Raw genomic sequence first — 22,264 nt, forward strand, 5'->3', positions numbered from 1 at the left:
TCATGTTTACAAAAATCAAAAAGCGTTATATAGTTCCAATTATTTTGTCGGGTTTCTTGTTTGTTGGAATGAGTTTCAGCAAAGATTTTTTTGAAATTGCAAAACAAATTGAAATATTCACCAATTTATATAAAACGGTGAATATGAATTATGTTGACGAAACCAATCCGGGTGAATTGATGGATAAAGCCATTAAAAGTATGTTGGCTGATTTAGATCCTTATACCAACTATTTTAATGAAGCCGATGTAGTAAAATTCAAAATTAACAACACCGGAGAATATACCGGAATTGGTGCCATGATCACCCGAAAAGAGGGAAAAATTATAATTAAAGAACCTTATAAAGGTTACCCTGCCGACAAAGCAGGATTAAAAGCAGGCGATGAAATTATTCAAATTGGCGATGTGATTTTAGCTGATTTCAAAGAAGATGCTTCGCAACTATTAAAAGGAGCAAAAAACGCAAAAGTTGCCCTGAAATTTATCCGTCAAGGAAAAACTTTAACTGCCGATTTGGTACTTGATGAAGTGGACGTTAAAGCCGTTCCGTTCTACGGAAAAACCAACGACAACACTGGCTATATTGTGCTTTCTCAGTTCAACAGAAAAGCTTCGCAAGAAACTCAAGCGGCTCTGATGGATTTAAAAAATAAAGGTGTTGACAGAATCATTCTTGACTTAAGGGGAAATCCTGGAGGGTTGCTTGGTGAAGCGGTAAATATTTGTAATTTATTTGTTCCAAAGGGGGAAGTAATTGTTACCACAAAATCGAAAATTGACAAACACAATGTTACTTACAAAACGACCAGAAATCCTATTGATACTGAAATTCCGTTAGTGGTTTTGGTTGATGGAAAAAGTGCTTCTGCGTCTGAAATTGTTTCGGGTGCTTTACAAGATTTAGATCGTGCTGTGGTTGTAGGAAGTAGAAGTTTTGGAAAAGGTTTAGTTCAAAGACCAATGGATTTAACCTATGGCACACAAGTAAAAGTTACTATTTCCAGGTATTACACTCCAACAGGAAGATGCATTCAAGCTTTGGATTATTCAAAAAAAGATGCAAACGGAAAAGCCATTAAAAATGACGAAAAAAACTTTACCGCTTTTAAAACAAGAGGCGGAAGAACCGTTTATGACGGAGGTGGTATATTGCCTGATGTAGTTTTAGAAGAAACACAACTAAGTGCAATTGCTGAAGCTTTACAAAAAAATGATGCTGTTTTTGACTTTGCTACGATTTATTATTATAAAAACCCATCTCTAGGTGCAAAAGTTCCGCAACTCACTGATGCTGATTTTTCAGAATTCAAAACCTTCTTAAAAAAGAAAAACTTTTCATTTGATACAGAAACCGAAAAAGCTTTGAAAAAAACATTGGAAGCTGCACAAAAAGAAAAAATTGATGAGAATATCAAAACAGAATATCAAAATCTTTTAGCCGCTTTACAGAAAAGTGAAGAATTGCAACTGAATAAAAACAAAGCAGAAATAATGCAATTATTAACGGATGAATTAATTAAAAGATACCAATACAAAGAAGGTTTATATGCTTACTATATTTTAAATAATTCTGAAGTAAAAAAAGCAACCACTTTATTGAACAATCCTAATGAATACAACAAAATACTTAAATAATGCAAACTTTTTTTAGAGTTGTTTTACTGCTGCTTTCTGTTTCGATTTATGCTCAAGAAGAAATGGTCCAGTCTGTTTATTTTGACACCAACAAGTTTTCAATTGATGAAACTCAAGCCACTCAAATTATTGATTTTGTAAAGAAAACAGACAGCACTCGAATAGAAAGCTTACAAATTTTTGGCTATTGTGATGATGTTGGAAAAGATGATTACAATCGAAAGCTATCCAACGATCGAGCCAATGAAGTAAAAGACTTGTTTGTGAATAATGGCATAAAAAATAAAGTAATTATAACCATTGAAGGAAAAGGAAGAATTCTGATTGAAGATGATATTATTGATAATTTACCCGAAGTTCGATCCAAAAACCGTCGTGTAGATGTTGTTATTAATTTAAAACCGGAGCCAAAAGCAAAGGTGGATGATATTCCGGGAGTTTATACGACGATTCAAAAAAAACACATTGTTGGTGACCGAATTTATTTAGAAAATATTCTATTTGAACGCGGAAGCAGTAAATTGACTTTACAATCGAAAAACGAATTGGAAAAAATTTCACGATTGCTGATGAGGTATAAAAACATCCATTTTGAAATTCAAGGTCATGTTTGTTGTACGCCACCCAATCACAAAGAAGCTATTGATAAAGACACTAAAAAAAGAAGGCTTTCAATTAACCGAGCCGAAACGGTTTATAAATATTTAATCTTTAAAAAAGTAGCCAAAGAGCGAATGACCTTCAAAGGTTATGGCAACACAAAACCATTAGGAAAAACACCTGATTTAGATAGAAGAGTTGAGTTGTTGATAACTAAAATTTAGTTCCGCTTCATTTGAATGTGCGGAATATCGTCTTCTAGGTAGGTTTCGCTCGTTTGTTTAAAACCTAAATTTTCATAGAATTTTTTGAGATATAATTGAGCCGAAATGGTGATTTTTGTTTCATTAAGTTCGACTTCAACTACTTCAATGGCTTTATTCATTAATTCATAACCCCATTTTCTATCTCTGTGAGATTCTTTGATTACAACTCTGCCAATGGATGCTTCATCAAAATAATCGCCGGGTTTAAAAATGCGAACATAACCTACTAATTCCTCATCAAAAATTCCTAAAAGGTGAATGGCTTTGTCATCTTTACCGTCTATATCTTGATAAACGCAATTTTGCTCTACTACAAAGACTTCGCTTCGCAGTTGAAGCAGATTATATATTTCAAGAGTTGAAAGTTCGTTAAATCGCTTTATTTCAAATTTTAAATCCATTTGATTTTAAATTAACATCAAAATTAATTTAAAAAAGTAATTGATTTAATTATTGCTTCCAATTCATGCATTAAATCTCTTTTTGAAGTTGACGGATTGTAGCAAAAACCTTCAACAACTAAGTAGCGTTGGTTGGCTTCATCTTTAATTGCATAATTGATAAATGGACCCGCCATAAAATCGTTTTTCAATTCCCAAGTTCCTTTGGTTTCAAAAGCTTCTTTCCCTTTTAAAGTTATTTTTGAGAAATAAGGAGCATACGAATCTTCAGTTACCATGTGTGTATTTGCTAAAGTTCCTTGAATGTGTTTTTGTCCGATTGAATCTCGTAGTGTAATTATTGATGATACAAAATTAGGATCTTCCTCAATAGTTGCAATTGGTACTTCGTAAATCAAAATACTATTGTTCCCTGAAGTTAATTCTTTTCTAATCCAGAAAAACTTATCTTCTTCGATGATGTATTTGTAAGCGGTTGGTATTTTTAGAGAAATGTTGAATTTCTTTTTAATTTTAGAATCGTCCAACAACGAAATAGCTATTCTTCTTTGGTTTTCAAGTATTTCTCCAGCCTTAAATGTTGAAATTATTTCTTTTGAATGTTCTTCAAGTTTATTGATAATCTCAGATATTGTATTTCCTGAAACATAAACTATCGTTTGAGGTTGAGCATAAACATTCTTCTTAATTTCAAAATTAGCTTGTTCGGTTTTTGTTACAATCAGAATCGTTCTGCTGTTGGTCATAAAACCTTCAAAAAGTTTTGGGGCATATTGAGAAATGTTGAATAACGGCTCTTGTTGTGGTAAACCGTCAACCGGAGCTGCAAATTTACTTCTAATGCTATCACCTACTTCACCGCCCCACATTTGGTTTTCGATGATAACGGATAGCGAATTAATTTTTCCTGAGGAATCTTTTAATGAAGTTTTTTGTTGCTGTTCTTCTTTACAAGAAAATAATACTAAAGCTGCTACAATAGTAAAAATTATATTTTTCATTATGCTTGAGATTAAAGGAACTCAAATAAATTATCCATTTATTTTTAATTTCATTCCCGGTTTTATAACCGATCCACCGCTAATACCGTTCCACTTTTTTAAATCTGCTACAGTTACTCCAGGAATTTTTTGAGAAATACTAAATAATGAATCCCCTTTTTTAACAATATAAACGTTTTCGTTTTTGTAACTATTTGTTTTTGAAGCTTTTTTAGGGGCTGCTTTTATTTCTGTAACGCTATTTTCTACTTCTTCAGATTGAATAATTTTTAACTCTAATCCTGCAATCACATTTGCATCCTCTAAATCATTCCATTTAATCAAATCATCTGTAGAAATGTTATGTGCTTTTGCAATGGAATGAAGACTTTCTCCAGCTTTAACAATATGTAAATTTAAATTGTCTTCATCAGTAATTACTTCATTAGCTACAATTAATTTTGAGCCCAATGCAATGTTCGAATCTTTTAAATTATTCCATTTTTTTAATTCCTCAATACTACTATTATATTTTTTAGAAAGTTGACTAAGTGTTTCGCCTTTTTCAACTTGGTGTATCTTTTTTACTGTTGAATCCTTAGAAACAACAACTGTGTTTTTTTCAACCTCTATAGATTTCACTGTTGTTGGCTCGTTAACTTTTTTAACCGGACTGGAAGCAATTCTTTCGTTAGATATGATTTTCAATTTTTTACCCAAACCAATATTGTTAGATTTAAGGTTATTCCATTGCTTAACATTTGTTAGCGTTACTCCGTATTTTTTTGAAATTCCACCCAATGTTTCGCCTCTTTTTACAGTATGGTATTTTGTTCTTGAAACAACTTCAAAGTTTCCATTGGCTGCAGCTAAAGCTTCTTGACTTGAGAATGGCTTTTCACGTTTTGAAAAATCATGCTCTGTGTAAGCATAAATTTTTTCTTCATTTGAAGTAAAAACAGCTACTTTATCAATTGGTAAACGCAAATAATGATCTTTTCCTGAGATAAATGGAACATAATCTCTTTTGTAAGAAGGGTTTAAAAACTGTAATTGCTCAACAGAAATATCTAATAAATCAGAAATCTGTTTAAACGACATTTTGTTTTTAATCTTGATTGTATCCGTTGAAAACGTATTTAATATCGGCTTGTTTGGTACAATTCCATGTTCTTTATGGTATTCATAAACATACATTGTTGCTAAAAAAGCCGGAACATATCCCTGAGTTTCTTTTGGTAAAAATGGTCTAATATTCCAATAATTTTGTTTCCCGCCTGAACGTCTAATTGCTTTTGTTACATTTCCGGGACCTGCATTATAAGATGCTAAAACTAAATCCCAATCGCCAAAAATAGCATACATGTTTACCATGTATTGACAAGCTGCTTCGGTTGCTTTTAAAACATCACTTCTTTCATCAACAAACGTATTGATTTCTAAATTGTATTGTTTTCCGGTTCCATACATAAATTGCCATAATCCGGTAGCTCCCATTTTTGAAACTGCTCTTGGATTTAAAGCGGACTCCACAATTGCCAAATATTTTATTTCAAGTGGCACATTATATTTTGCCAACGAAGCTTCAAAAATTGGAAAATAATATTGCGAAAGTCCCATCAAACGTTCGTATGATTTTTTTCTGTTTTTCAGATAATGCTTGATTATGTTTTCTAATCCAGGATTGTATTCTATGTTAAAAGCTGATTTTGCATCTAATTCTTTTAAACGTTCTTTCAATAAATCTGTAGAAAGTTCATAATCTACTTTTACTTCTAAATCGATGTTTTCAATATCGTTAGTAATTTCTTTATAAAGTTCAAGCGAAGCAATTTCAGAAACAAATCGTTCGTCAACACAAGCAGCAATTTCGTGATGAACAAATGATTTTTTGATAGAATCTAAAAAAGAAATTTTGGGTAGTTCTACAAGCTGATTTGCTGTTGCCAAAGAGTCTTGAGCAAAAAGCTGTCCTGACAAAAGGAGTAAAAAAACTAATGTGGTATTTTGTAACTTCATTTTGATTTGTTAACAGATTATATTTCAGGTAGTTGAGGGGGTTGTGCAAACATACGAAAATATAAACGTTTTTTTTTGTTTAAATATTGTTAAAGTTCAATTATTCTAAAATTGCGGCAATTCCGGGCAAAGTTTGTCCTTCTAACATTTCTAACATAGCTCCACCGCCGGTTGAAACATAACTCATTTTTTCTTCTAATCCGAATTGTTTTACAGCTGAAACCGAATCGCCACCTCCAACAAGAGAAAAAGCTCCGTTTTTGGTTGATTCTGCAATATAATTTCCTAATGTAATTGTGCCGTTTGCAAACGATTCCATTTCAAAAACACCCAAAGGTCCGTTCCAAAGTATCGTTTTTGAATTCATGATAACTTCTTTGAAATTTTCTAACGATTTTGGTCCGGCATCCAAACCTTGCCAACCATCAGGAATTTGGCGAACATCCACAATTTGTGTGTTGGCATCGTTTGAAAAAGCATCTGCCGCAACAACATCAACCGGAATGTGAATATGAACATTTTTTTCGTTAGCTAATTTCAAAATATCAAGTGCTAATTGTAATTTATCATCTTCACAAATGGAGTTTCCAACACTTCCGCCAAGGGCTTTGATAAAAGTGAAAGTCATTCCACCACCAATTATCATGTGGTCAACTTTATCTAATATATTTTCAATTACTGTAATTTTTGACGAAACTTTTGAACCACCCAAAACAGCCGTTACGGGTTTCACGCTATTGTTTAAAACTCTATTTAAACTTTCAATTTCTTTGGCTAATAACAACCCAAAACATTTTGAATTAGGAAAATACTTAGCGACAATTGTAGTTGAAGCATGAGCTCGATGTGCGGTTCCAAAAGCATCATTAACATAAATATCACCTAAAGCGGCTAATTTTTTTGAAAAAGCTTCATCGCCAGCTTCTTCTTCTGAGTAAAAACGAAGGTTTTCTAACAATAAAACTTCTCCCGGTTTTAAACTTGCAGCTCTTTTTTCAACTTTATCTCCAATACAATCGGAAATAAATTCAACATTAACACCCAAAATTTCAGATGCTTTATCTACGATATGACGTAAAGAATATTTACCTTCAACACCTTTTGGTCTTCCAAGATGTGACATTAAAATAACACTTCCGCCATCGGCCAAAATTTTATCAATAGTTGGTTTAGCCGCTTCAATTCTGTTTGTATCTGTTACATTGTAGTTTTCATCAAGAGGAACATTAAAATCTACACGAATTAAGGCTCTTTTATTGGCAAAATTAAAGTCGTTTATGGTTTTCATTGTTTTTAAAATAGGTTATTTTACAAAAATACTAAATCTAATTAAGATTTTAAAAATGGTGCTTGTCTAAATGTTAACAAAAATATTACTCGTTTTTTATGGTCATAATCCACATGTCGCCAAAATAAGTATTGTTTAAATCCGAATTATAATGCTCTTTTGCTTCATTCCAATTAGAAAAACTACTCACATAAACGTAGCGGTAGTTGTTTTTTGGATTAATGAAATAATTAGCTTCAATTCCCATCTTTTTTAATTTTTGAATAAAATTTACAGCATTTGAATGAACTCTAAAAACATTTGCAATCAAGTAAAAACCGTCTTTCGCATTTGGAATAGTCACTTTATCAGATTGCTTTGGTTCAACTCTTTTAGATTTAGCCTCTGTTGAAGAACTCTTTTTTATTTGATTTGTTGTTACTTCTGTTAGTTTTAACTCTTTACTTTTTTCTACAGTACTTTCTCTTATTGGTTCAGCTAGTTCCACTTTGCTTTCAACAATAGTTTCTTGTTCTACTGGTTTTGAAGGATCGATTCCTTCAACACTTAAGGCACAAAAAAACATAAAATACCTGTCGCCTGTAGATTTTAATCGTACTGAAACTTCATTGGTATTATTAGCAATTACTGAATTATCATTGTTTTTAATAGGAATTAAAAAGGCATCATAACCAAGAGTATTACTGCTATTAGGATTTCTTTTATTAAAATTGGCTTGATTAATTGTTATGGAGCTATTGAAAAAATTGTTTTTGTCTCGCAATGGTTCTTCGATTGGAACTTCATTTTGACTTGACTTAGTTTTTATAAAAAGTTCGTCGCCTTTTAAGTTTTGATCTCCTTCTAAAGCGGATCCTAAAATTTTTGCTTTAACTTCCCCTTCTGGTAACGTTTCAAAACCAACAAAATCGATAACTGTAGATTTGTTTGTAACTCCGGCAAAACCATCATAGGAAGTAATTTGTTTACCGGAAAGATTTTTGTCTTCATAAACAATTACTAACGTCCAACCGCCTGAAACGCCACCACTTAATGTTCCTAAAGTTGCTTTAATATTGGCAATTGTATAAGTTCCGTTTGGATTTTTTAATTGTGCTACTTTATCTGTTACATCAGCATAAACAGCATAGGGTGCGTTTTCTGAAAATCCTTCTTTTTCATGTCCGTCATAAAGAATTTCACCAGAAATTTCTTGGTAGTTTTTTTCGCCTGGTAATTTGATTTTTATAACATCAATATTGAATCTCTTTTTATTGGAAGCTACAAATTTTTTGTTTTTCTTTTGTTTGCCTTTTTCGTATTTATAGGTAGCTGACCAATATAACCCGGCATATTTTATCTTTTTGGAAGTTACATTTTCCAAATTCAAATCAGCACTACTTGATGAAAATGTTGTTGGATCGTCGTCAATATCAATATAATCCATGAACCATTCGTCATTTAACTTTGCAGATCTGTCGGTTATATTGTATGGAATGTTAGCACTAGAATTGCCTTCTTTTCTATTTACAATTTGATTAGCAATCAAGGTGATATCTCCGTTTACATAGTTTTGATATCGAATTTCAAACGGTTTGGCTAATTGAGCAAACCCATGCAAGCTTATAAAAACTAGACTAATTTGAAAGAATGAGTTTAAAAGTGGTATTTTCCTCATTTGTTATTAAAAAGTTTTACTGATTAACATTAACGGCTAAAAGCCAAATTTCATCTTTATATTTTTTTTGCATTTTACTGTCAAGTTGTTTTTGGGCTTCCTCTTGATCGTCATAATAACCCAAATATACATAAATATATTTGTTCTCAGGATTGGTGAAAAATTTTGCTCCAATTCCTTTTTGTTCCAATTCTTTTAAAAACATTCTAGCGTTTGAAGGAACGGCAAAAACATTGGCTATGAGATAATATCCTTTTTTTAATCCCGGGTGATTTAAGTGTCGCAATTTTTCTGTTTCAATTTCATTTTGAGAAATAATTTCGGTCAAATCATCAACTTCTGTTAAATTAGAATCTTCATTTATAGTAATGTTGTTTTCTGTTCTTTTAGAATCAACCTCTGAAATTTCAAATTTTTGATCTGTATTTAAAACAAATGATTTGTCAATCTGATCCGGTGTTCCAACAGAAAGTGCTGTTAAAAAGAAAAAAAGTCGATCTCTTGAAGATTTTACTCTCAAATAAACTTCGTTTGTGCTGTTGTTTACAAAGTAATTGTCTTTGTTAGAGATTGAGGTCAAAAAAGTATCATAGCCCAAAGTGTTTCTTGAATTTGGAATTCTGTAGACATATTCTTCTTCATTGATTGTAATGCTACTATTAAAAATATTGCTGTTGAACCGTGTTTTTGTTCTGAGGTTTGATAATCGTGGTTTTGTATTGGAACTTAAAAACAACATGTCCCCATGTGTTTTTTGATCGCCTTCTAAAGCGGCGGCTAAAAATTTTAATTTAATTTTTCCTTCAGAAATTGAGTCAAATTTAAAAGTGGTAATATCTTCAGATTCTTCATTAATTCCCGAAAAACCATCGTGAATAGTGATAAAATTCTCGTGGATTGATTGGTCTTCATAAACAAAAACCATGGTCCAACCGGCAGAAGAACCTCCACTCAAAGTGCCTTGAGTTGCTCTAATGTTTGCAACAGTATAAAACCCAAACGGATTAGAAGACGATTGAACAAAATGAGTAACATCGGCAAAAACCACATAAGGAGCTTGGTCTCTGTAGGGTTTGTTTTTGAGTCCGTCATAAATAACTTGACCTTTAACCGGAATGTAATTTGAAGTTTCGGGTAATTTTAATAAAACTTCGTCAAAAGAAAACCGGTCATTGTCATAAGCATAAAATTTTTCTTTGATTTTATAACCGCTTTCATATTTGTAAGTTGCCGACCAATATAAACCGGCAAATATTATTTTTTTTGATTCTTCTTGTTTTAAAAACAATGCCGCACTACTTGAAGAGAATGTATTAGGATCGTTGTCAATATCAATATATTCCATATCAAAATCATCATTTGAAGTATTTTCAAACGTGATATCGTTATAGGGTTCGTTTGTTGAATTTCTTTTGTCAATTCTATTCAAAATATTGTTTGCAATAAAAGTCATGTCACCTTTTATTTTAACTTCAAATCGGGGTTTAAATGGCACTTGAACTTGAGCTAAAAGCGAAGTTGAAAGTAGTAATAAAAAAAAGTAATTGAAATTATGAACCAATTTAATAGTGTAGCTTTTAGGCTTCAAAAAAGAAGGAGGAGTTTGTTTTATTGAACTCATTTTAATGAAACTGTTATGAAATTGTAAACAGTCATGTCAAAATTAACACTTTTGTAAATAAAAACGACACTTTATGTGTTTTTTCTTATGTAGATAATCATAATTTGTACTACATCGGGATTTTCAGAATATCGTAATTTTTTAATTTATATTTGCGATATGAAGTTTTCAGAAATTGTAGGTCAAGAAGCCGTCAAACATCATTTGATTCGGAATATCGAATTAAACCGAATTCCGCATGCTCAACTTTTTATTGGTCCTGAAGGTTGCGGAACATTACCCACAGCTATTGCTTATGCTCAATATTTATTATGCAAAAATTGTAATAATGAAAATTCTGGTGGAAACGACGCATGCAATGCTAAATTTGAACATTTCGCACATCCTGATTTGCACTTCATTTATCCGACAGTAACGACAGAAGGTGTAAAATCAAAACCAAAAAGTATTGATTTTATTCAAGATTGGCGAGAATTTTTAAACACATCTATTTATGGTGGTTTGTTTGATTGGTACAAACAATTAGGTACAGAAAACAAACAAGGCGAAATTAGAGTTGATGATTCACAGGAAATTTTAAGAACACTATCTTTAAAATCCTATGAAGGTGGCTATAAAGTAATGATTATTTGGATGGCAGAAGAAATGAATATTGCCGCTTCCAATAAAATTCTGAAAATTTTAGAAGAACCTTCTGAAACCACTTTGTTTATTCTTATTGCCGAAAAAGAAGAAGCTATAATTCAAACTATTAGATCTCGTTGTCAAATACTCCATTTTCATAAATTATCAGAACAATCTATTGCAGAAGCTTTAGTATCAAAACATGCTGTTGAAGAAAATTTAGCTTTAAAAATTGCTCATCAAGCTCAAGGGAATTTTAATAAAGCCCTCAAACTGATTCATGAAGAAAGTGACGATGTTGAATTTGAAAAATGGTTTGTTTTGTGGGTAAGAGCCGCATTCAGGGCTAAAGGCAACGCAGCGGCTATTCATGATTTGATTGATTGGAGCGAAGCTGTTGCAAAATTAGGTCGTGAAACTCAAAAAAAATTCCTGTCGTTTTGTATAGAAATGTTCAGACAAGCGTTATTAATAAATTATCAAACACCTAGTTTGGTGTATCTTGAACCAAAAATTGATAAATTTAAACTCGAAAATTTTGCTCCATTTGTGAATGGAAATAATATAAACGAAATTTATAACGAACTTTCCAATGCGATTTATCTCATTGAAAGAAATGGAAATCCGAAAATAATTTTGACGGATTTATCTATAAAACTAACCCGATATTTACATAAAAAATAAGACGTATGAACAATCCGGCATCTTTTTTAATTTTACTTTTTCTGGCTATAACTTTTTTACAGTCAGGTTATGACAAACTTTTTTATTGGAAAGACAATTTAGAATGGTTGAAAGGTCATTTTTCAAAAACAGTTTTGAAAAATTTTGTACCCCTAGCTTTAGCTAAAATTTTAGTTTTAGAATTGGCTTCCGGTGTTTTGGCTATAGTTGGAATGGTACAACTTTTAATGAACGGCGATAGAATTTATGGATTTTATGCCGCTTTTCTTAGCTGTGTCACTTTGCTTTTCTTGTTGTTTGGTCAACGCTTAGCTAAAGATTATGACGGAGCCAGAACTATTGTTATTTATTTTGTTCCGGCAGTTTTAGCGGTTTATTGGCTGAATTAAAAAAACATTCTCTAAAAACAAAACAAGGAAGCTAAATTTAACTTCCTTGTTTTGTTTATTTCTACGACACATCTGCCAAAGTCGCCTTATACAATCGCAATTCGTCCCAAGTAAATTGGTCACCAAATTTTTCTTTTAAAGCATTTAAGGAATCTTCTTGATAACCTTGGAAAGCGGCTGCTAATTGCTGAATTCTATCTTCAGGAAGCACATCACTAATAGAAATTGTTCCGGCTATAATTAATTTTGCTAAATGTCCATAAATTGTTTGGGTGGTTAACACCCTAATTTTCGCAATTTCGTTTACCGAATTGTTTTGAATCCACAACTCATAGGTTTCCTGAACTGTAGATTTTTTGGGCTCATTTGATTTTTTCTTTTTAGGTAAATAATAATGTTTATCTACAACTTCATCTTCTTTAATGATTTCATTTTTAGAAGATTTAAACAACTCCTCAGCTTCTTTAATTTTATTTTTTCGATAGTTACGAATGAGTTCTGAACTTAAATTTTCTTTGTTTATTTCCTTTTCTTCGTTTATAATTTTAATCAGTTTTACAGCTTTAAATAATTTTAAAATCACCTGATAGTGTTTGTCTTCCAGTTCTTGTAATTCCTGATAAAACTCTTTCACTCTTTTGATGCGTTGAACCGTTTCAATTTTCAATAAAAGTTCTAAAAAAGTAATGTCTAATTTTGGAAAAAAATAATTATAAGCCGCTTCAATGCGATCGGAAATCATTTTTAAGTCAACTTGTTCTGCCGCAAACAAAAAATCAAGTTGGGCTCTGAATTTATTTGCCGGTTCTAGAAGTTTACTAATTTCCTCTTCTTTTTCAATGGCCCATAACAGGTGTTTTGAGCGTTCTGATTTTTCGGAATCAGTAGGATAACTAAATCTGTGATTTCGCCATTCTTGTGCTAGATCATGCCATTCAAAGGCATTTTTAAGATAGTCTTTTACAAAATTGTGGGTTTCTTTCACCAGAGAATTTGAAAGTGTTTGAGGATCTACTTTAGATTCTGAATAGGTCATCACATCGCTATTGTTTGAAATGCCATTTAATTGTATTGGACTAAGCAAAATCAGCCCTTCTAAAGAACGCAATCGCGAAAGAGCCACGTAGGCTTGTCCGGAAACAAAAACTTGCGACACATCGAGCACAGCTTTGTCAAAAGTTAAGCCTTGGCTCTTATGAACTGTTATTGCCCAAGCCAATTTTAATGGATAATGCACAAAACTTCCTAAAACTTCTTCTTGAATTTCTTTTGTCATTTCATCGACTGAATAGCGAATGTTTTTCCATTCGTATTTATCAACAACAATTGATTTATTTTCGTCCGGAAAATGAACAAGTATTTCTCCTTCGGAAAGTGATTTTATAAACCCCATTTTTCCGTTGAAATAATTTTTCTCAGGTGACGAATCATTTTTTATAAACATCACTTGAGCTCCAATTTTTAGTTGTAATGTTTCTTCCACAGGATAAATTCTTTCCGGAAAATCACCAACCACTTCGGGTTTAAAAGTTTGGCTTTTCCCCTCCAAATCAGCAAGAGAAGCTGCGTTTAAAGTATCGGCTTTTGCATTGTGAGTGGTTAATGTTATAAAACCTTTGTTGGCTTTTATATCAAAATCGGGTTTCACATATTCGTTGAGCATCAACACATCTTGATTGGTTATTTGATTATTCCGAAGGTTATTTAAAACCGAAATAAATCGCTCATCAGATTGTCTGTAAATTTTAGTTAATTCTATACAAAGGGGTGGTTGTTCGTTGATTACTTTTGCATTAAAAAAGAAAATTCCATTGTAGTAATTACGTAGAACATGCCATTCTTCGTTTTTAACTACTGGCGGCAACTGCAATAAATCACCGATAAATAAAACTTGAACACCTCCAAATGGCGTGTCTCTTCTTCTGATTTTACGAAGTGTAAAATCAATAGCATCCAATAAATCGGCTCGAAGCATACTCACTTCATCAATAATGAGCAATTCCATGTTTTGAATTACCGCCTTTTTTTGTCCACTCATTCTAAAATGCTTGACAAGCGTATTTTTTGTTTCAAATTTCAGATGATCTGAAGTGTTTGAAATGGAAGTATATTCCGGAATAAAACCTCCAAAAGGCAACTGAAATTGGGAATGAATGGTTACTCCACCGGCATTAAGTGCGGCAATTCCTGTTGGAGCAACAACCACAGTGTTTTTGTGGGATGTTTGAATTATGTGATGTAATAATGTGGTTTTTCCGGTTCCTGCTTTTCCGGTTAAGAAAATACTTTTGTTGGTTTGATTAATAAACCTCAGGACTTGTTCTGCAGTGTTTTCAATTGAATTCATATGGCGTATATTTAAGAAAGTCTAAAGTAATAAAAAAAATGAAGTGATACAAATAAAAAAAACCTCTTGCTATAAGAGGTTTTAGTTTAGTAAAAAATTGAATTTATTTCTTTTCTTCAACTTTTTTTGAAGTTGCTGTATATTTATCGTTTAACATTTTGATAAATTCTTGAGTTAAATCGTTTTCTTCTTTTCCATAAAGAACTGTAGCAGATTCGCCTGTTCCATAGATATAATCATAACCTTTTTCTTTACCGTAATCTTTAATCACAACACGAATTCTTTTAACTAATGAATCCATTTCTTTGCTTCCTTCAAGTTGAGCTTCTCTAACAATCAATTGCTCTTGTTGAGCTAAATACTGTTCTTTTTTGCGAAGTTCTGCTCCTTTTGTTTGAGCCCATTGCATTCCGTATTGTTGAGCATTCTTTTCAAAATTTGCAGCTTCTGATTGAAATTGAGCCACTTCGGCATCAAACTTTTTGCCTTTTTCTTCTAATAATGCATCATATTTAGATTTAATATCTTTAGCTTCAAGATTTTCATCCATTAATTTTGCTGTGTCAACATAAGCTGTTTTTATTCCAGACGCGTTTGGTGTTTCTTTATTGTCTGAAGTATTTGAATTACAAGAGGTTAATGCAATAATAGCTGAAAGTAATACAATTGTTTTTTTCATTTTTTTGATTTTCTATAATTTAGGTGTAAAAGTACTAATTCTGTTTAAACTAACAAATTGGGAATACAAAAAGGTAGTTATTATTTGTTTTTAATTAAATAGATATGAGAAGAAAATTCTTTATTTTTTCTACCGTATAAATTTGATCGCAAACCTATATAAAATGCTTTAAATATGTTTACTTTTTTATTCTTATATTTTTCTGAAAGCAAACTAACATAAAAACTATCAAACAACATCGGTTTTATGTCAACGACTTTAAGTTGTTGTTTTGAAAACAATTCATGAACTGCGTTTTTAGAAAAATGCCATAGGTGTCTTGGCACATCATAAGCAGCCCAATATTTACCATAATATTTTGCATCGAATGATTTAAAGTTTGGAACAGCAATCAGTATTGTTCCTGTTGGCTTAATAATTCGTTTTAATTCTGCAATTTTTTCTTCAAGATTCGGCACATGCTCTAATACATGCCACATGGTTATGATGTCAAAAAAATTATCGTCAAACCCAGCGGTGTCTTCTGCAATACACAACCCTTTTCCTTTTGATATTCCTTTTGCTTTTTCGTTAGGCTCAATTCCATAAGTTTTCCAGTGATTTGCTTTTGCTGCAGCTAAAAAATCTCCGGTTCCGGCTCCAATGTCTAAAACAAGACCTTTTTCAGGAGAACAAAACTCTACTAATTTTAATTTTTTCTTAATGGTAAAATTTCTAACGAAACTATAAACTTTTTCAAAAATGGTTTTCTTTGAATTGGAATGCGAAATATAATCATCACTTTCATAATATTTTGCAAGGGCATCTAAAGAAGGTTGTGGATAGGTTTTTAATAATTGCAAATCCTCATCAATCAACAATTCAAAATCTTCTCCTGATATTGCTCCTTTAAAAAATCCATAGTTTTTTTATAATGAGAAAAACAAAAAAATCTTTCTCAGGTATTGTATTTGTTGGTATTGTCTAAATAGTTTCACGTGGAACAAATAGTTTAAAATATTATCTTCCCATATAAATCAAAAGAACAGAAACATCAGAAGGCGAAACACCACTTATACGAGATGCCTGCGAAACAGTAACAGGACGAATCTTTTTTAATTTTTCTTTTGCTTCAATTGACATTGATTTTATCTTATCATAATCAAAATGTTCAGGAATTTGAAGATCTTCAAGGCGTTTTAATTTATCAGCATTATTACGTTCCTTTTCTATGTAGCCTGAATATTTGACTTGTATTTCTGCTTGTTCTACAATTTCTTGGTCTAAATCATTCTCAGCTATATAATTTTTCACTCTATCAAACAAAACAATATCTTCTAAATCAATTTGAGGTCTAGAAAAAACTTTAAACATTTTATCAGATTGAGTCATTAAAGCACTTCCTTTTGACTCTAATACCGGGTTTGCTTCTTCTGGAGAAATACTTGTTTCTTTGAAATAATTGACTAATTTATCTGACTCGTAAAACTTATATTCCATTCGTTTTAAACGCTCTTCGGAAGCCAAACCAATAGCATAACCTTTTGGGGTAAGTCTTTGGTCTGCGTTATCTTGACGCAATAAAGTTCTAAATTCAGCTCTCGAAGTAAACATTCTGTAGGGTTCTTCGGTTCCTTTCGTGATTAAATCATCAATTAACACGCCAATATAAGCTTCATCACGTTTCAGTATAAACGGATCACGCTCTTGTACTTTTAGAGCGGCATTAATTCCAGCCATTAATCCTTGAGAAGCCGCTTCTTCATAACCTGTAGTTCCGTTAATTTGCCCAGCAAAAAACAAACCATCAACTAACTTAGTTTCTAGCGTGTGTTTTAATTGTGTTGGCGGAAAATAATCATATTCAATAGCATAACCCGGTCTAAAAAACTTTACATTTTCAAATCCCACTACAGAACGTAACGCTTTAAATTGTACTTCTTCAGGTAACGATGTAGAAAATCCATTTACATAAACCTCAACAGTATCCCACCCTTCAGGCTCAACAAATAGTTGATGTCTTTCCTTGTCTGCAAAACGATTAATCTTATCTTCAATTGATGGACAATATCTTGGTCCTGTACTTTGAATTCTTCCATTAAACATGGGTGAACGGTCAAAACCTTCACGCAACAATTCGTGAACTGTCTCTGAAGTATATGTCATCCAACACGATTTTTGATGTTGTAATGGTTTTGAACTTTCCAAATATGAGAATTTATGAGGTATTTCATCACCTTTTTCTTCTCTCATTTTCGAATAATCCAAAGACCTTCCATCAACTCTAGGAGGTGTTCCGGTTTTCATTCTTCCGGAATTAAAACCAATCGCAACCAAATCTTCTGTAATGCCATAAGCGGCACTTTCCCCAGCTCTTCCTCCTCCAAATTGTTTTTCTCCAATATGAATCAAACCGTTCAAAAAAGTACCGTTAGTCAAAACAACAGATTTTGCTTTTATATGAATTCCTAGGGATGTTTTAATCCCAACTACTTTATTATTTTCTATTAGCAAACCACCAACCATTTCTTGATAAAAATCAAGATTAGGTGTTCGTTCTAACATCAAACGCCATTCTTCTGCAAAACGCATTCTGTCACTTTGAACTCTAGGCGACCACATCGCCGGACCTTTAGACTTGTTGAGCATTTTGAATTGAATCGCCGTTTTATCAGAAACTAATCCTGAAAAACCACCCAAGGCATCAATTTCTCTAACAATTTGCCCTTTGGCAATTCCTCCCATGGCTGGATTACAAGACATTTGCCCAATTGTTTGCAAATTCATGGTAACCAAAAGTGTTTTAGCCCCCATATTTGCGGCAGCAGCAGCAGCTTCTGAACCGGCATGTCCGGCTCCAACAACAATTACATCATATACCTCTTGAAACATTCTTTTATCTTTACGTTTTATTGTTGTTTAGTCTTGTTCTGTTCCACGTGGAACATTTCGATTTTTTCGTCTTCTTTTGATCTCATCGTTGTTTTCTCTTGTTTGGTTTTATCTTTAAAACCACAGAAATGCAAAACACCATGGGCCATTACTCGTTTGAGTTCCTCTTCAAAACTAACGTTATACTTCTTAGCATTATCAGCAATTCTTTCCACAGAAACAAAAATATCACCATGTAATACATTTCCTATTGAGTAGTCAAAGCTGATAATGTCAGTAAAAGTATCGTGATTTAAATAATCAAGATTGATTTTGTGTAGATAAACATCGTCACAAAAAATATAATTGATATCTCCTACCTTCTTTTGTTCTGAAAGTATCACATGTTTTAACCAACTTTTGAAAGTTCGCTCAGGGTTTAATTTGAATTTTGTCTCGTAATGAAAACTAATCATTTTTCTTAAAATAGTCTTGTACTTTTTGATTGAAACCGGGCCTCAAAGGTAACGTTTGTCTGTTTAAAATCTCAATACTATTCAAATATTCTTGCAATGCAGGCGATATTGGCTTTGTTCCTGAATTATAATTATTTTTATTGGTTTGAGATTCTCTCTTTGTATCCTCTCCCTGCTCTTGAATTGCTTTCTCTAATTTCAGCATTTCATACTTTATGTTCAGCATCTTTTGAAGTACTTCATTTTTAAAACCTTTGTTTAGAATTTGCTTTTCTGCATCTTTCATTTGATTAATGACACGTTGGCCATCAGGAGTTAATCCTTGTTTTTCAAGAGCGTTTTGTAGTTGCTCTCGCAATCGTCTTTGTTCTTTATAAATTTCCATTAGTTCTTTTGCATTTTCTTCGCCATCACCACTTCCTTGACCCCCTTGCCCTTCCTTGCCGGGTTTTTCACCTTTCTTTTCACCTTTCTCACCATCTTTACCTTCTCCGGGTTTATCTCCTTTTTCCATTCCTTCTTTAACTTTCTCGCCCAAACCTTGTTGTTTTTGAATGATATCAGGAAGTTGACCGCTTCCACCTTGTCCGGGTTTTGGCATACCTTTTCCTGAACCTGAAGACTGCATTTGCATTTGCATTGAATTCAAGACATCACTTAAAAAATCAGCCAAACGATTAGCTGCTGAAGTAGTATATTGTTGATGAGAAACACCTCTTGAAATATTCGCTTCAGCTAAGACTTCTAACGATTTATCTACGTTATAATGAACGTTTCCTATCTCTTCAGTAATTCGTTCAGTGATCATTGGGTTTCTCAACGACATGGCAAACAAGCTGTCGTCAACATGTTTAAATTGTAATTTTAAATCTTGTTGCTTTTTTAAATTTGAATTATATGAAGGAGCACCTTTTTTTAATCCTTTGAATTGCTTCATTAAATCTTCTTGTGAAAATGAAAAGGCCAATAAATTATCCAGAATTTGACGCATCATTTTTACATCTTCTTCTAGTTGTTCCATTTCTCCGCCTGACATGCTTTCCATCATACTTTGGCTCATTTGCTTCATTTTTTCCGCAGCTTTTTTCTGCTTTGGTTTGGCACTTTCCTTTTTGTCTTTTTGAAGCTCTTCAGAGGCTTTTTTCATGTCCTCTTTGATGCTTTTCTCTTGATTTTCATCAGAAGGAATATCCATTGGCTTGTTTAGTTCTTTATTGTCTTTGTCTAATTGACGAAGTTCTTCTTGAATTTTATCAAATTCTTTATTCAATTCATTTTGATTGGCTTCCTTATTTTGATTGTCATCATTAGAAAGTTTTTCCTGTTTCTCTGCAAGCTTGTCCAGCTTTGAAGCCAATTGTTCTGCCTTTTTTTCAACATAATATCTTTTGGTGAGTTCCACCAATTGTTCCAAATTTTTTGACTGATTCTTAGCATTTTGTTTGAATTTGTCCAATTTGTCAAACAAATCCTCTTCCTCTAATTTGTCTGAAAGTTTTTGTAACTCTTCTAACAACTTTTCGTTTTCTTCAGCTTCCTTTTGAGCATTTTCCATTCTTTTTTCTAATTCTTGTTTGAATGGATCGTTTTCTGATTTGAAATCTTTTAAATTTTCTTCCAATTTCTTAGAAAATTCTTTCATCATCTGCTCTTGTTGTTTTTGACGATTTATGAAATCATTAATTTTTTGTTTGTCTTTAAAGTTTAATTCTTTGTTTTCTTTTCCAAGTTTTTTCAATTGATCAAGCTCCGACATTTGTTTGTCTTGATTTTTAATTGATTTGGTTAATCCTTGAATATTATCATTTTTCTGTTGTAATAATTGATCTACTTGCTCTTCTTGAGTTGCAATTCTATCTGAAAATACAATTGATTTAGAGCTTTTAAAATTATGAATAGCATCATTATCGAATACTTCAAAATAATAATCATAAGAAACCCCTTCTTCTAAATTCAAATTGGTTGGAAACGTATAAATAAATTGGTCAAAAACATCATTATTAACCTTTAAAGCCACTTTTTTTAATTCATTCGGCTTGTCTTTTGGGTAATAAACAATTTGTAGCTTAGAAAGCCCGTAATCATCTGTGACCTGACCAATTAAAATGTTTTTTCCCGTTTGCAAACTATCAGGAGCAGTAGTTACTGCAATGGAAGGATACTGATCTTTTATTGTAGCAATTTGATAGTTTAGTTTTTCATAATGCTTAGCATTCTCATTAGAAGTAAGTATTTGATATTCTGTGTTTTGTGAAATAGTTTTATTAAATTTATAGTTGTTATTCTCTAAAGCAAAGGGTTGATTGGTTTGAAAGTCACTCCATTCAATCAAGGTCGTAGCAATAGAATTTACTTTCCAAGTTACACGGGTACCTTCAGGAACAACAGCATTACCGATTCCTTTTACCACTTCCGCTTTTCTATTGAGATATCCTGGAAATTGTAAAAGCATTTCAAAATTAACTATAGAAGGTGTTTCAATGATTTGAAGTTCAAAATCTTGCGAGGTAACCGAATTTGCAGTTAAATAAAAAACTACATTCTTTTTTAAATTAGTAAAGCGGTATTCAAATGTTCCCGGTTTTGTTGATTCCATAAAATAGCTTTCATCGCCACTATTAATCATGACATTTTCAGGTACAATCTTTCCAACTGTTTTTATTTGTAAAAGAAAGTCAGAGCCTTGCTCTGAAACCAATTTATTATTTTCAACAACAAAAGAAAACGGAGCCGGTGGTGAAAAGCGTTCGTTGTATCGAACAACGCGGTTCATACTATCCGATAATAAATTGGAATTGCCACTAAGCATAAAAAAAGCAATGAAAACAATTGGCACAATAGCCCAAGGCAAGTATTTTCTATTTGATTTAAAATTCACCGCATTGCTAAACGGAATGGGCTGTAACGATTTAGCCTTTTGTTCGATTGAAGCAAGTAACAATTCTGATTTTTGAGTTGACGTTGCTAACTGTAAAAAATTAGTCAACTTATCGCTAACCTCAGAAAAGTGATTCCCAATTATTTGTGAGGCCTGACTATAGTCAATCCCCTTTTGAAGTTTGAACAACTTAAAAATCGGAAACAGTATAAAACGGAATAGCAGGAATAATTCCACCGCAATAAACGACCAGAATAATACTTTTCTACCTAAAGGACTCAGCCAAAGAAAATATTCAATCAGAAGCGTAAAAATAAAATAAAGTAAACCCAAACCTATAAAGAAAATCAATCCTTTGAGGAGTTCGTTGGTGTAAAATTTCTTAATGAAATCTTCTAATTTTTGATATATCAGCGACTTTGTTTCCAATTTATTTTACTCGTTTATTATAACTTATAAAAGTACAATTTTATTTTTTAGTCAAAAGTTAAATATTATCTAATGAAATCGGGTGCAAAAAGGGGATATAAAACATAATTTCCGTTTAAAACTAAACCGTAAATAGTACAACAAGTACGTATCCTAAAAAATTAAAAAACCAACGCATTAGTTCTTTCTAAAGAACGACAAGAATTCTATTTTGTGGAAGCTGTTGAAAAATTGCTTACGTAGTAATTCAAATTTTTGATTTGAATGCGTCGAAGAAAAGAAACTAATTGATAGCAAATCACCTTTTTAAAACACTAATTCAACTGTTTAAAATTTGGTTTTTATTAACAAGAAATAACATAGGATTGAAAGTTTTAACATTCATGGCTTCACCATGGCTTTACTATGGGATTACTATGGGATTACCATGGAGTTATCA

The 22,264-nt window shown here is 32.2% G+C and carries 16 protein-coding genes; 4 read left to right on the top strand and 12 right to left on the bottom strand.

What is annotated here, in order from left to right:
* The first annotated feature begins 2 nt into the window (after positions 1-2).
* Both IEV15_RS05410 and IEV15_RS05415 read left to right on the top strand, forming a co-directional pair.
* On the top strand, positions 3-1,637 hold the full coding sequence (locus IEV15_RS05410) for a S41 family peptidase (RefSeq protein WP_188361489.1): 1,635 nt from the start codon (positions 3-5) through the stop codon (positions 1,635-1,637).
* Positions 1,637-2,461, top strand: coding sequence for an OmpA family protein (locus IEV15_RS05415; RefSeq protein ID WP_188361490.1), 825 nt, complete (start codon positions 1,637-1,639; stop codon positions 2,459-2,461). The genes IEV15_RS05410 and IEV15_RS05415 overlap by 1 nt, the downstream gene beginning before the upstream one ends.
* On the opposite strand, the gene IEV15_RS05420 is transcribed toward IEV15_RS05415, so the two are convergent.
* The 6 genes from IEV15_RS05420 to IEV15_RS05445 all read right to left on the bottom strand — a co-directional run bounded on the left by IEV15_RS05420 (position 2,458) and on the right by IEV15_RS05445 (position 10,469).
* A complete protein-coding gene (locus tag IEV15_RS05420; protein WP_188361491.1) occupies positions 2,458-2,904 on the bottom strand; it encodes a GNAT family N-acetyltransferase in 447 nt (148 codons plus the stop codon). The two genes, IEV15_RS05415 and IEV15_RS05420, sit on opposite strands and share 4 nt — an antisense overlap.
* Positions 2,905-2,927: 23 nt before the next feature.
* Positions 2,928-3,905, bottom strand: coding sequence for a DUF4837 family protein (locus IEV15_RS05425; protein ID WP_188361492.1), 978 nt, complete (start codon positions 3,903-3,905; stop codon positions 2,928-2,930).
* 30 nt (positions 3,906-3,935) lie between these two features.
* Complete coding sequence (locus IEV15_RS05430) at positions 3,936-5,903, bottom strand: LysM peptidoglycan-binding domain-containing protein (RefSeq protein ID WP_188361493.1); 1,968 nt, start codon at positions 5,901-5,903, stop codon at positions 3,936-3,938.
* 100 nt (positions 5,904-6,003) lie between these two features.
* Positions 6,004-7,191 (bottom strand): phosphoglycerate kinase, encoded by a 1,188-nt coding sequence (locus IEV15_RS05435; RefSeq protein ID WP_188361494.1) that lies wholly within the window; start codon positions 7,189-7,191, stop codon positions 6,004-6,006.
* A gap of 85 nt (positions 7,192-7,276) precedes the next feature.
* Positions 7,277-8,848: an SPOR domain-containing protein gene (locus IEV15_RS05440; RefSeq protein WP_188361495.1), complete on the bottom strand. Its 1,572-nt coding sequence runs from the start codon at positions 8,846-8,848 to the stop codon at positions 7,277-7,279.
* Between the two features lie 16 nt (positions 8,849-8,864).
* Complete coding sequence (locus IEV15_RS05445) at positions 8,865-10,469, bottom strand: SPOR domain-containing protein (protein ID WP_188361496.1); 1,605 nt, start codon at positions 10,467-10,469, stop codon at positions 8,865-8,867.
* Positions 10,470-10,628: 159 nt separating this feature from the next.
* Between IEV15_RS05445 and IEV15_RS05450 the strand changes: the two genes are divergently transcribed.
* Both IEV15_RS05450 and IEV15_RS05455 read left to right on the top strand, forming a co-directional pair.
* Positions 10,629-11,777, top strand: a complete 1,149-nt coding sequence (locus IEV15_RS05450) for a DNA polymerase III subunit (protein WP_188361497.1) — start codon at positions 10,629-10,631, stop codon at positions 11,775-11,777.
* A 5-nt stretch (positions 11,778-11,782) separates the two neighbouring features.
* On the top strand, positions 11,783-12,166 hold the full coding sequence (locus IEV15_RS05455; protein ID WP_188361498.1) for a DoxX family protein: 384 nt from the start codon (positions 11,783-11,785) through the stop codon (positions 12,164-12,166).
* A gap of 61 nt (positions 12,167-12,227) precedes the next feature.
* On the opposite strand, the gene IEV15_RS05460 is transcribed toward IEV15_RS05455, so the two are convergent.
* The 6 genes from IEV15_RS05460 to IEV15_RS05485 form a co-directional block, all read right to left on the bottom strand.
* Positions 12,228-14,522: a helix-turn-helix domain-containing protein gene (locus tag IEV15_RS05460; RefSeq protein ID WP_444542646.1), complete on the bottom strand. Its 2,295-nt coding sequence runs from the start codon at positions 14,520-14,522 to the stop codon at positions 12,228-12,230.
* Positions 14,523-14,616: 94 nt separating this feature from the next.
* Positions 14,617-15,192, bottom strand: coding sequence for an OmpH/Skp family outer membrane protein (locus IEV15_RS05465; RefSeq protein WP_188361500.1), 576 nt, complete (start codon positions 15,190-15,192; stop codon positions 14,617-14,619).
* A gap of 80 nt (positions 15,193-15,272) precedes the next feature.
* A complete protein-coding gene (locus IEV15_RS05470; protein ID WP_229734099.1) occupies positions 15,273-16,034 on the bottom strand; it encodes a class I SAM-dependent methyltransferase in 762 nt (253 codons plus the stop codon).
* Between the two features lie 157 nt (positions 16,035-16,191).
* Positions 16,192-18,063, bottom strand: a complete 1,872-nt coding sequence (gene mnmG / locus IEV15_RS05475) for a tRNA uridine-5-carboxymethylaminomethyl(34) synthesis enzyme MnmG (RefSeq protein ID WP_188361501.1) — start codon at positions 18,061-18,063, stop codon at positions 16,192-16,194.
* 17 nt (positions 18,064-18,080) lie between these two features.
* On the bottom strand, positions 18,081-18,518 hold the full coding sequence (ybeY, locus tag IEV15_RS05480; RefSeq protein ID WP_188361502.1) for an rRNA maturation RNase YbeY: 438 nt from the start codon (positions 18,516-18,518) through the stop codon (positions 18,081-18,083).
* On the bottom strand, positions 18,511-21,825 hold the full coding sequence (locus IEV15_RS05485; RefSeq protein ID WP_188361503.1) for a Rad50 family protein: 3,315 nt from the start codon (positions 21,823-21,825) through the stop codon (positions 18,511-18,513). Before IEV15_RS05485 ends, ybeY begins: the two co-directional genes overlap by 8 nt.
* Positions 21,826-22,264 lie beyond the last annotated feature (439 nt).

The organism is Flavobacterium orientale (assembly GCF_014638005.1).
Taxonomy (GTDB): domain Bacteria; phylum Bacteroidota; class Bacteroidia; order Flavobacteriales; family Flavobacteriaceae; genus Flavobacterium; species Flavobacterium orientale.

Excerpts from the sequence above, each read along its gene's own strand:
- IEV15_RS05410 (WP_188361489.1), top strand. The coding sequence starts at position 3 with ATGTTTACAAAAATCAAAAAGCGTTATATAGTTCCAATTATTTTGTCG.
- IEV15_RS05415 (WP_188361490.1), top strand. The coding sequence starts at position 1,637 with ATGCAAACTTTTTTTAGAGTTGTTTTACTGCTGCTTTCTGTTTCGATT.
- IEV15_RS05420 (WP_188361491.1), bottom strand. The coding sequence starts at position 2,904 with ATGGATTTAAAATTTGAAATAAAGCGATTTAACGAACTTTCAACTCTT.
- IEV15_RS05425 (WP_188361492.1), bottom strand. The coding sequence starts at position 3,905 with ATGAAAAATATAATTTTTACTATTGTAGCAGCTTTAGTATTATTTTCT.
- IEV15_RS05430 (WP_188361493.1), bottom strand. The coding sequence starts at position 5,903 with ATGAAGTTACAAAATACCACATTAGTTTTTTTACTCCTTTTGTCAGGA.
- IEV15_RS05435 (WP_188361494.1), bottom strand. The coding sequence starts at position 7,191 with ATGAAAACCATAAACGACTTTAATTTTGCCAATAAAAGAGCCTTAATT.
- IEV15_RS05440 (WP_188361495.1), bottom strand. The coding sequence starts at position 8,848 with ATGAGGAAAATACCACTTTTAAACTCATTCTTTCAAATTAGTCTAGTT.
- IEV15_RS05445 (WP_188361496.1), bottom strand. The coding sequence starts at position 10,469 with ATGAGTTCAATAAAACAAACTCCTCCTTCTTTTTTGAAGCCTAAAAGC.
- IEV15_RS05450 (WP_188361497.1), top strand. The coding sequence starts at position 10,629 with ATGAAGTTTTCAGAAATTGTAGGTCAAGAAGCCGTCAAACATCATTTG.
- IEV15_RS05455 (WP_188361498.1), top strand. The coding sequence starts at position 11,783 with ATGAACAATCCGGCATCTTTTTTAATTTTACTTTTTCTGGCTATAACT.
- IEV15_RS05465 (WP_188361500.1), bottom strand. The coding sequence starts at position 15,192 with ATGAAAAAAACAATTGTATTACTTTCAGCTATTATTGCATTAACCTCT.
- mnmG (WP_188361501.1), bottom strand. The coding sequence starts at position 18,063 with ATGTTTCAAGAGGTATATGATGTAATTGTTGTTGGAGCCGGACATGCC.
- ybeY (WP_188361502.1), bottom strand. The coding sequence starts at position 18,518 with ATGATTAGTTTTCATTACGAGACAAAATTCAAATTAAACCCTGAGCGA.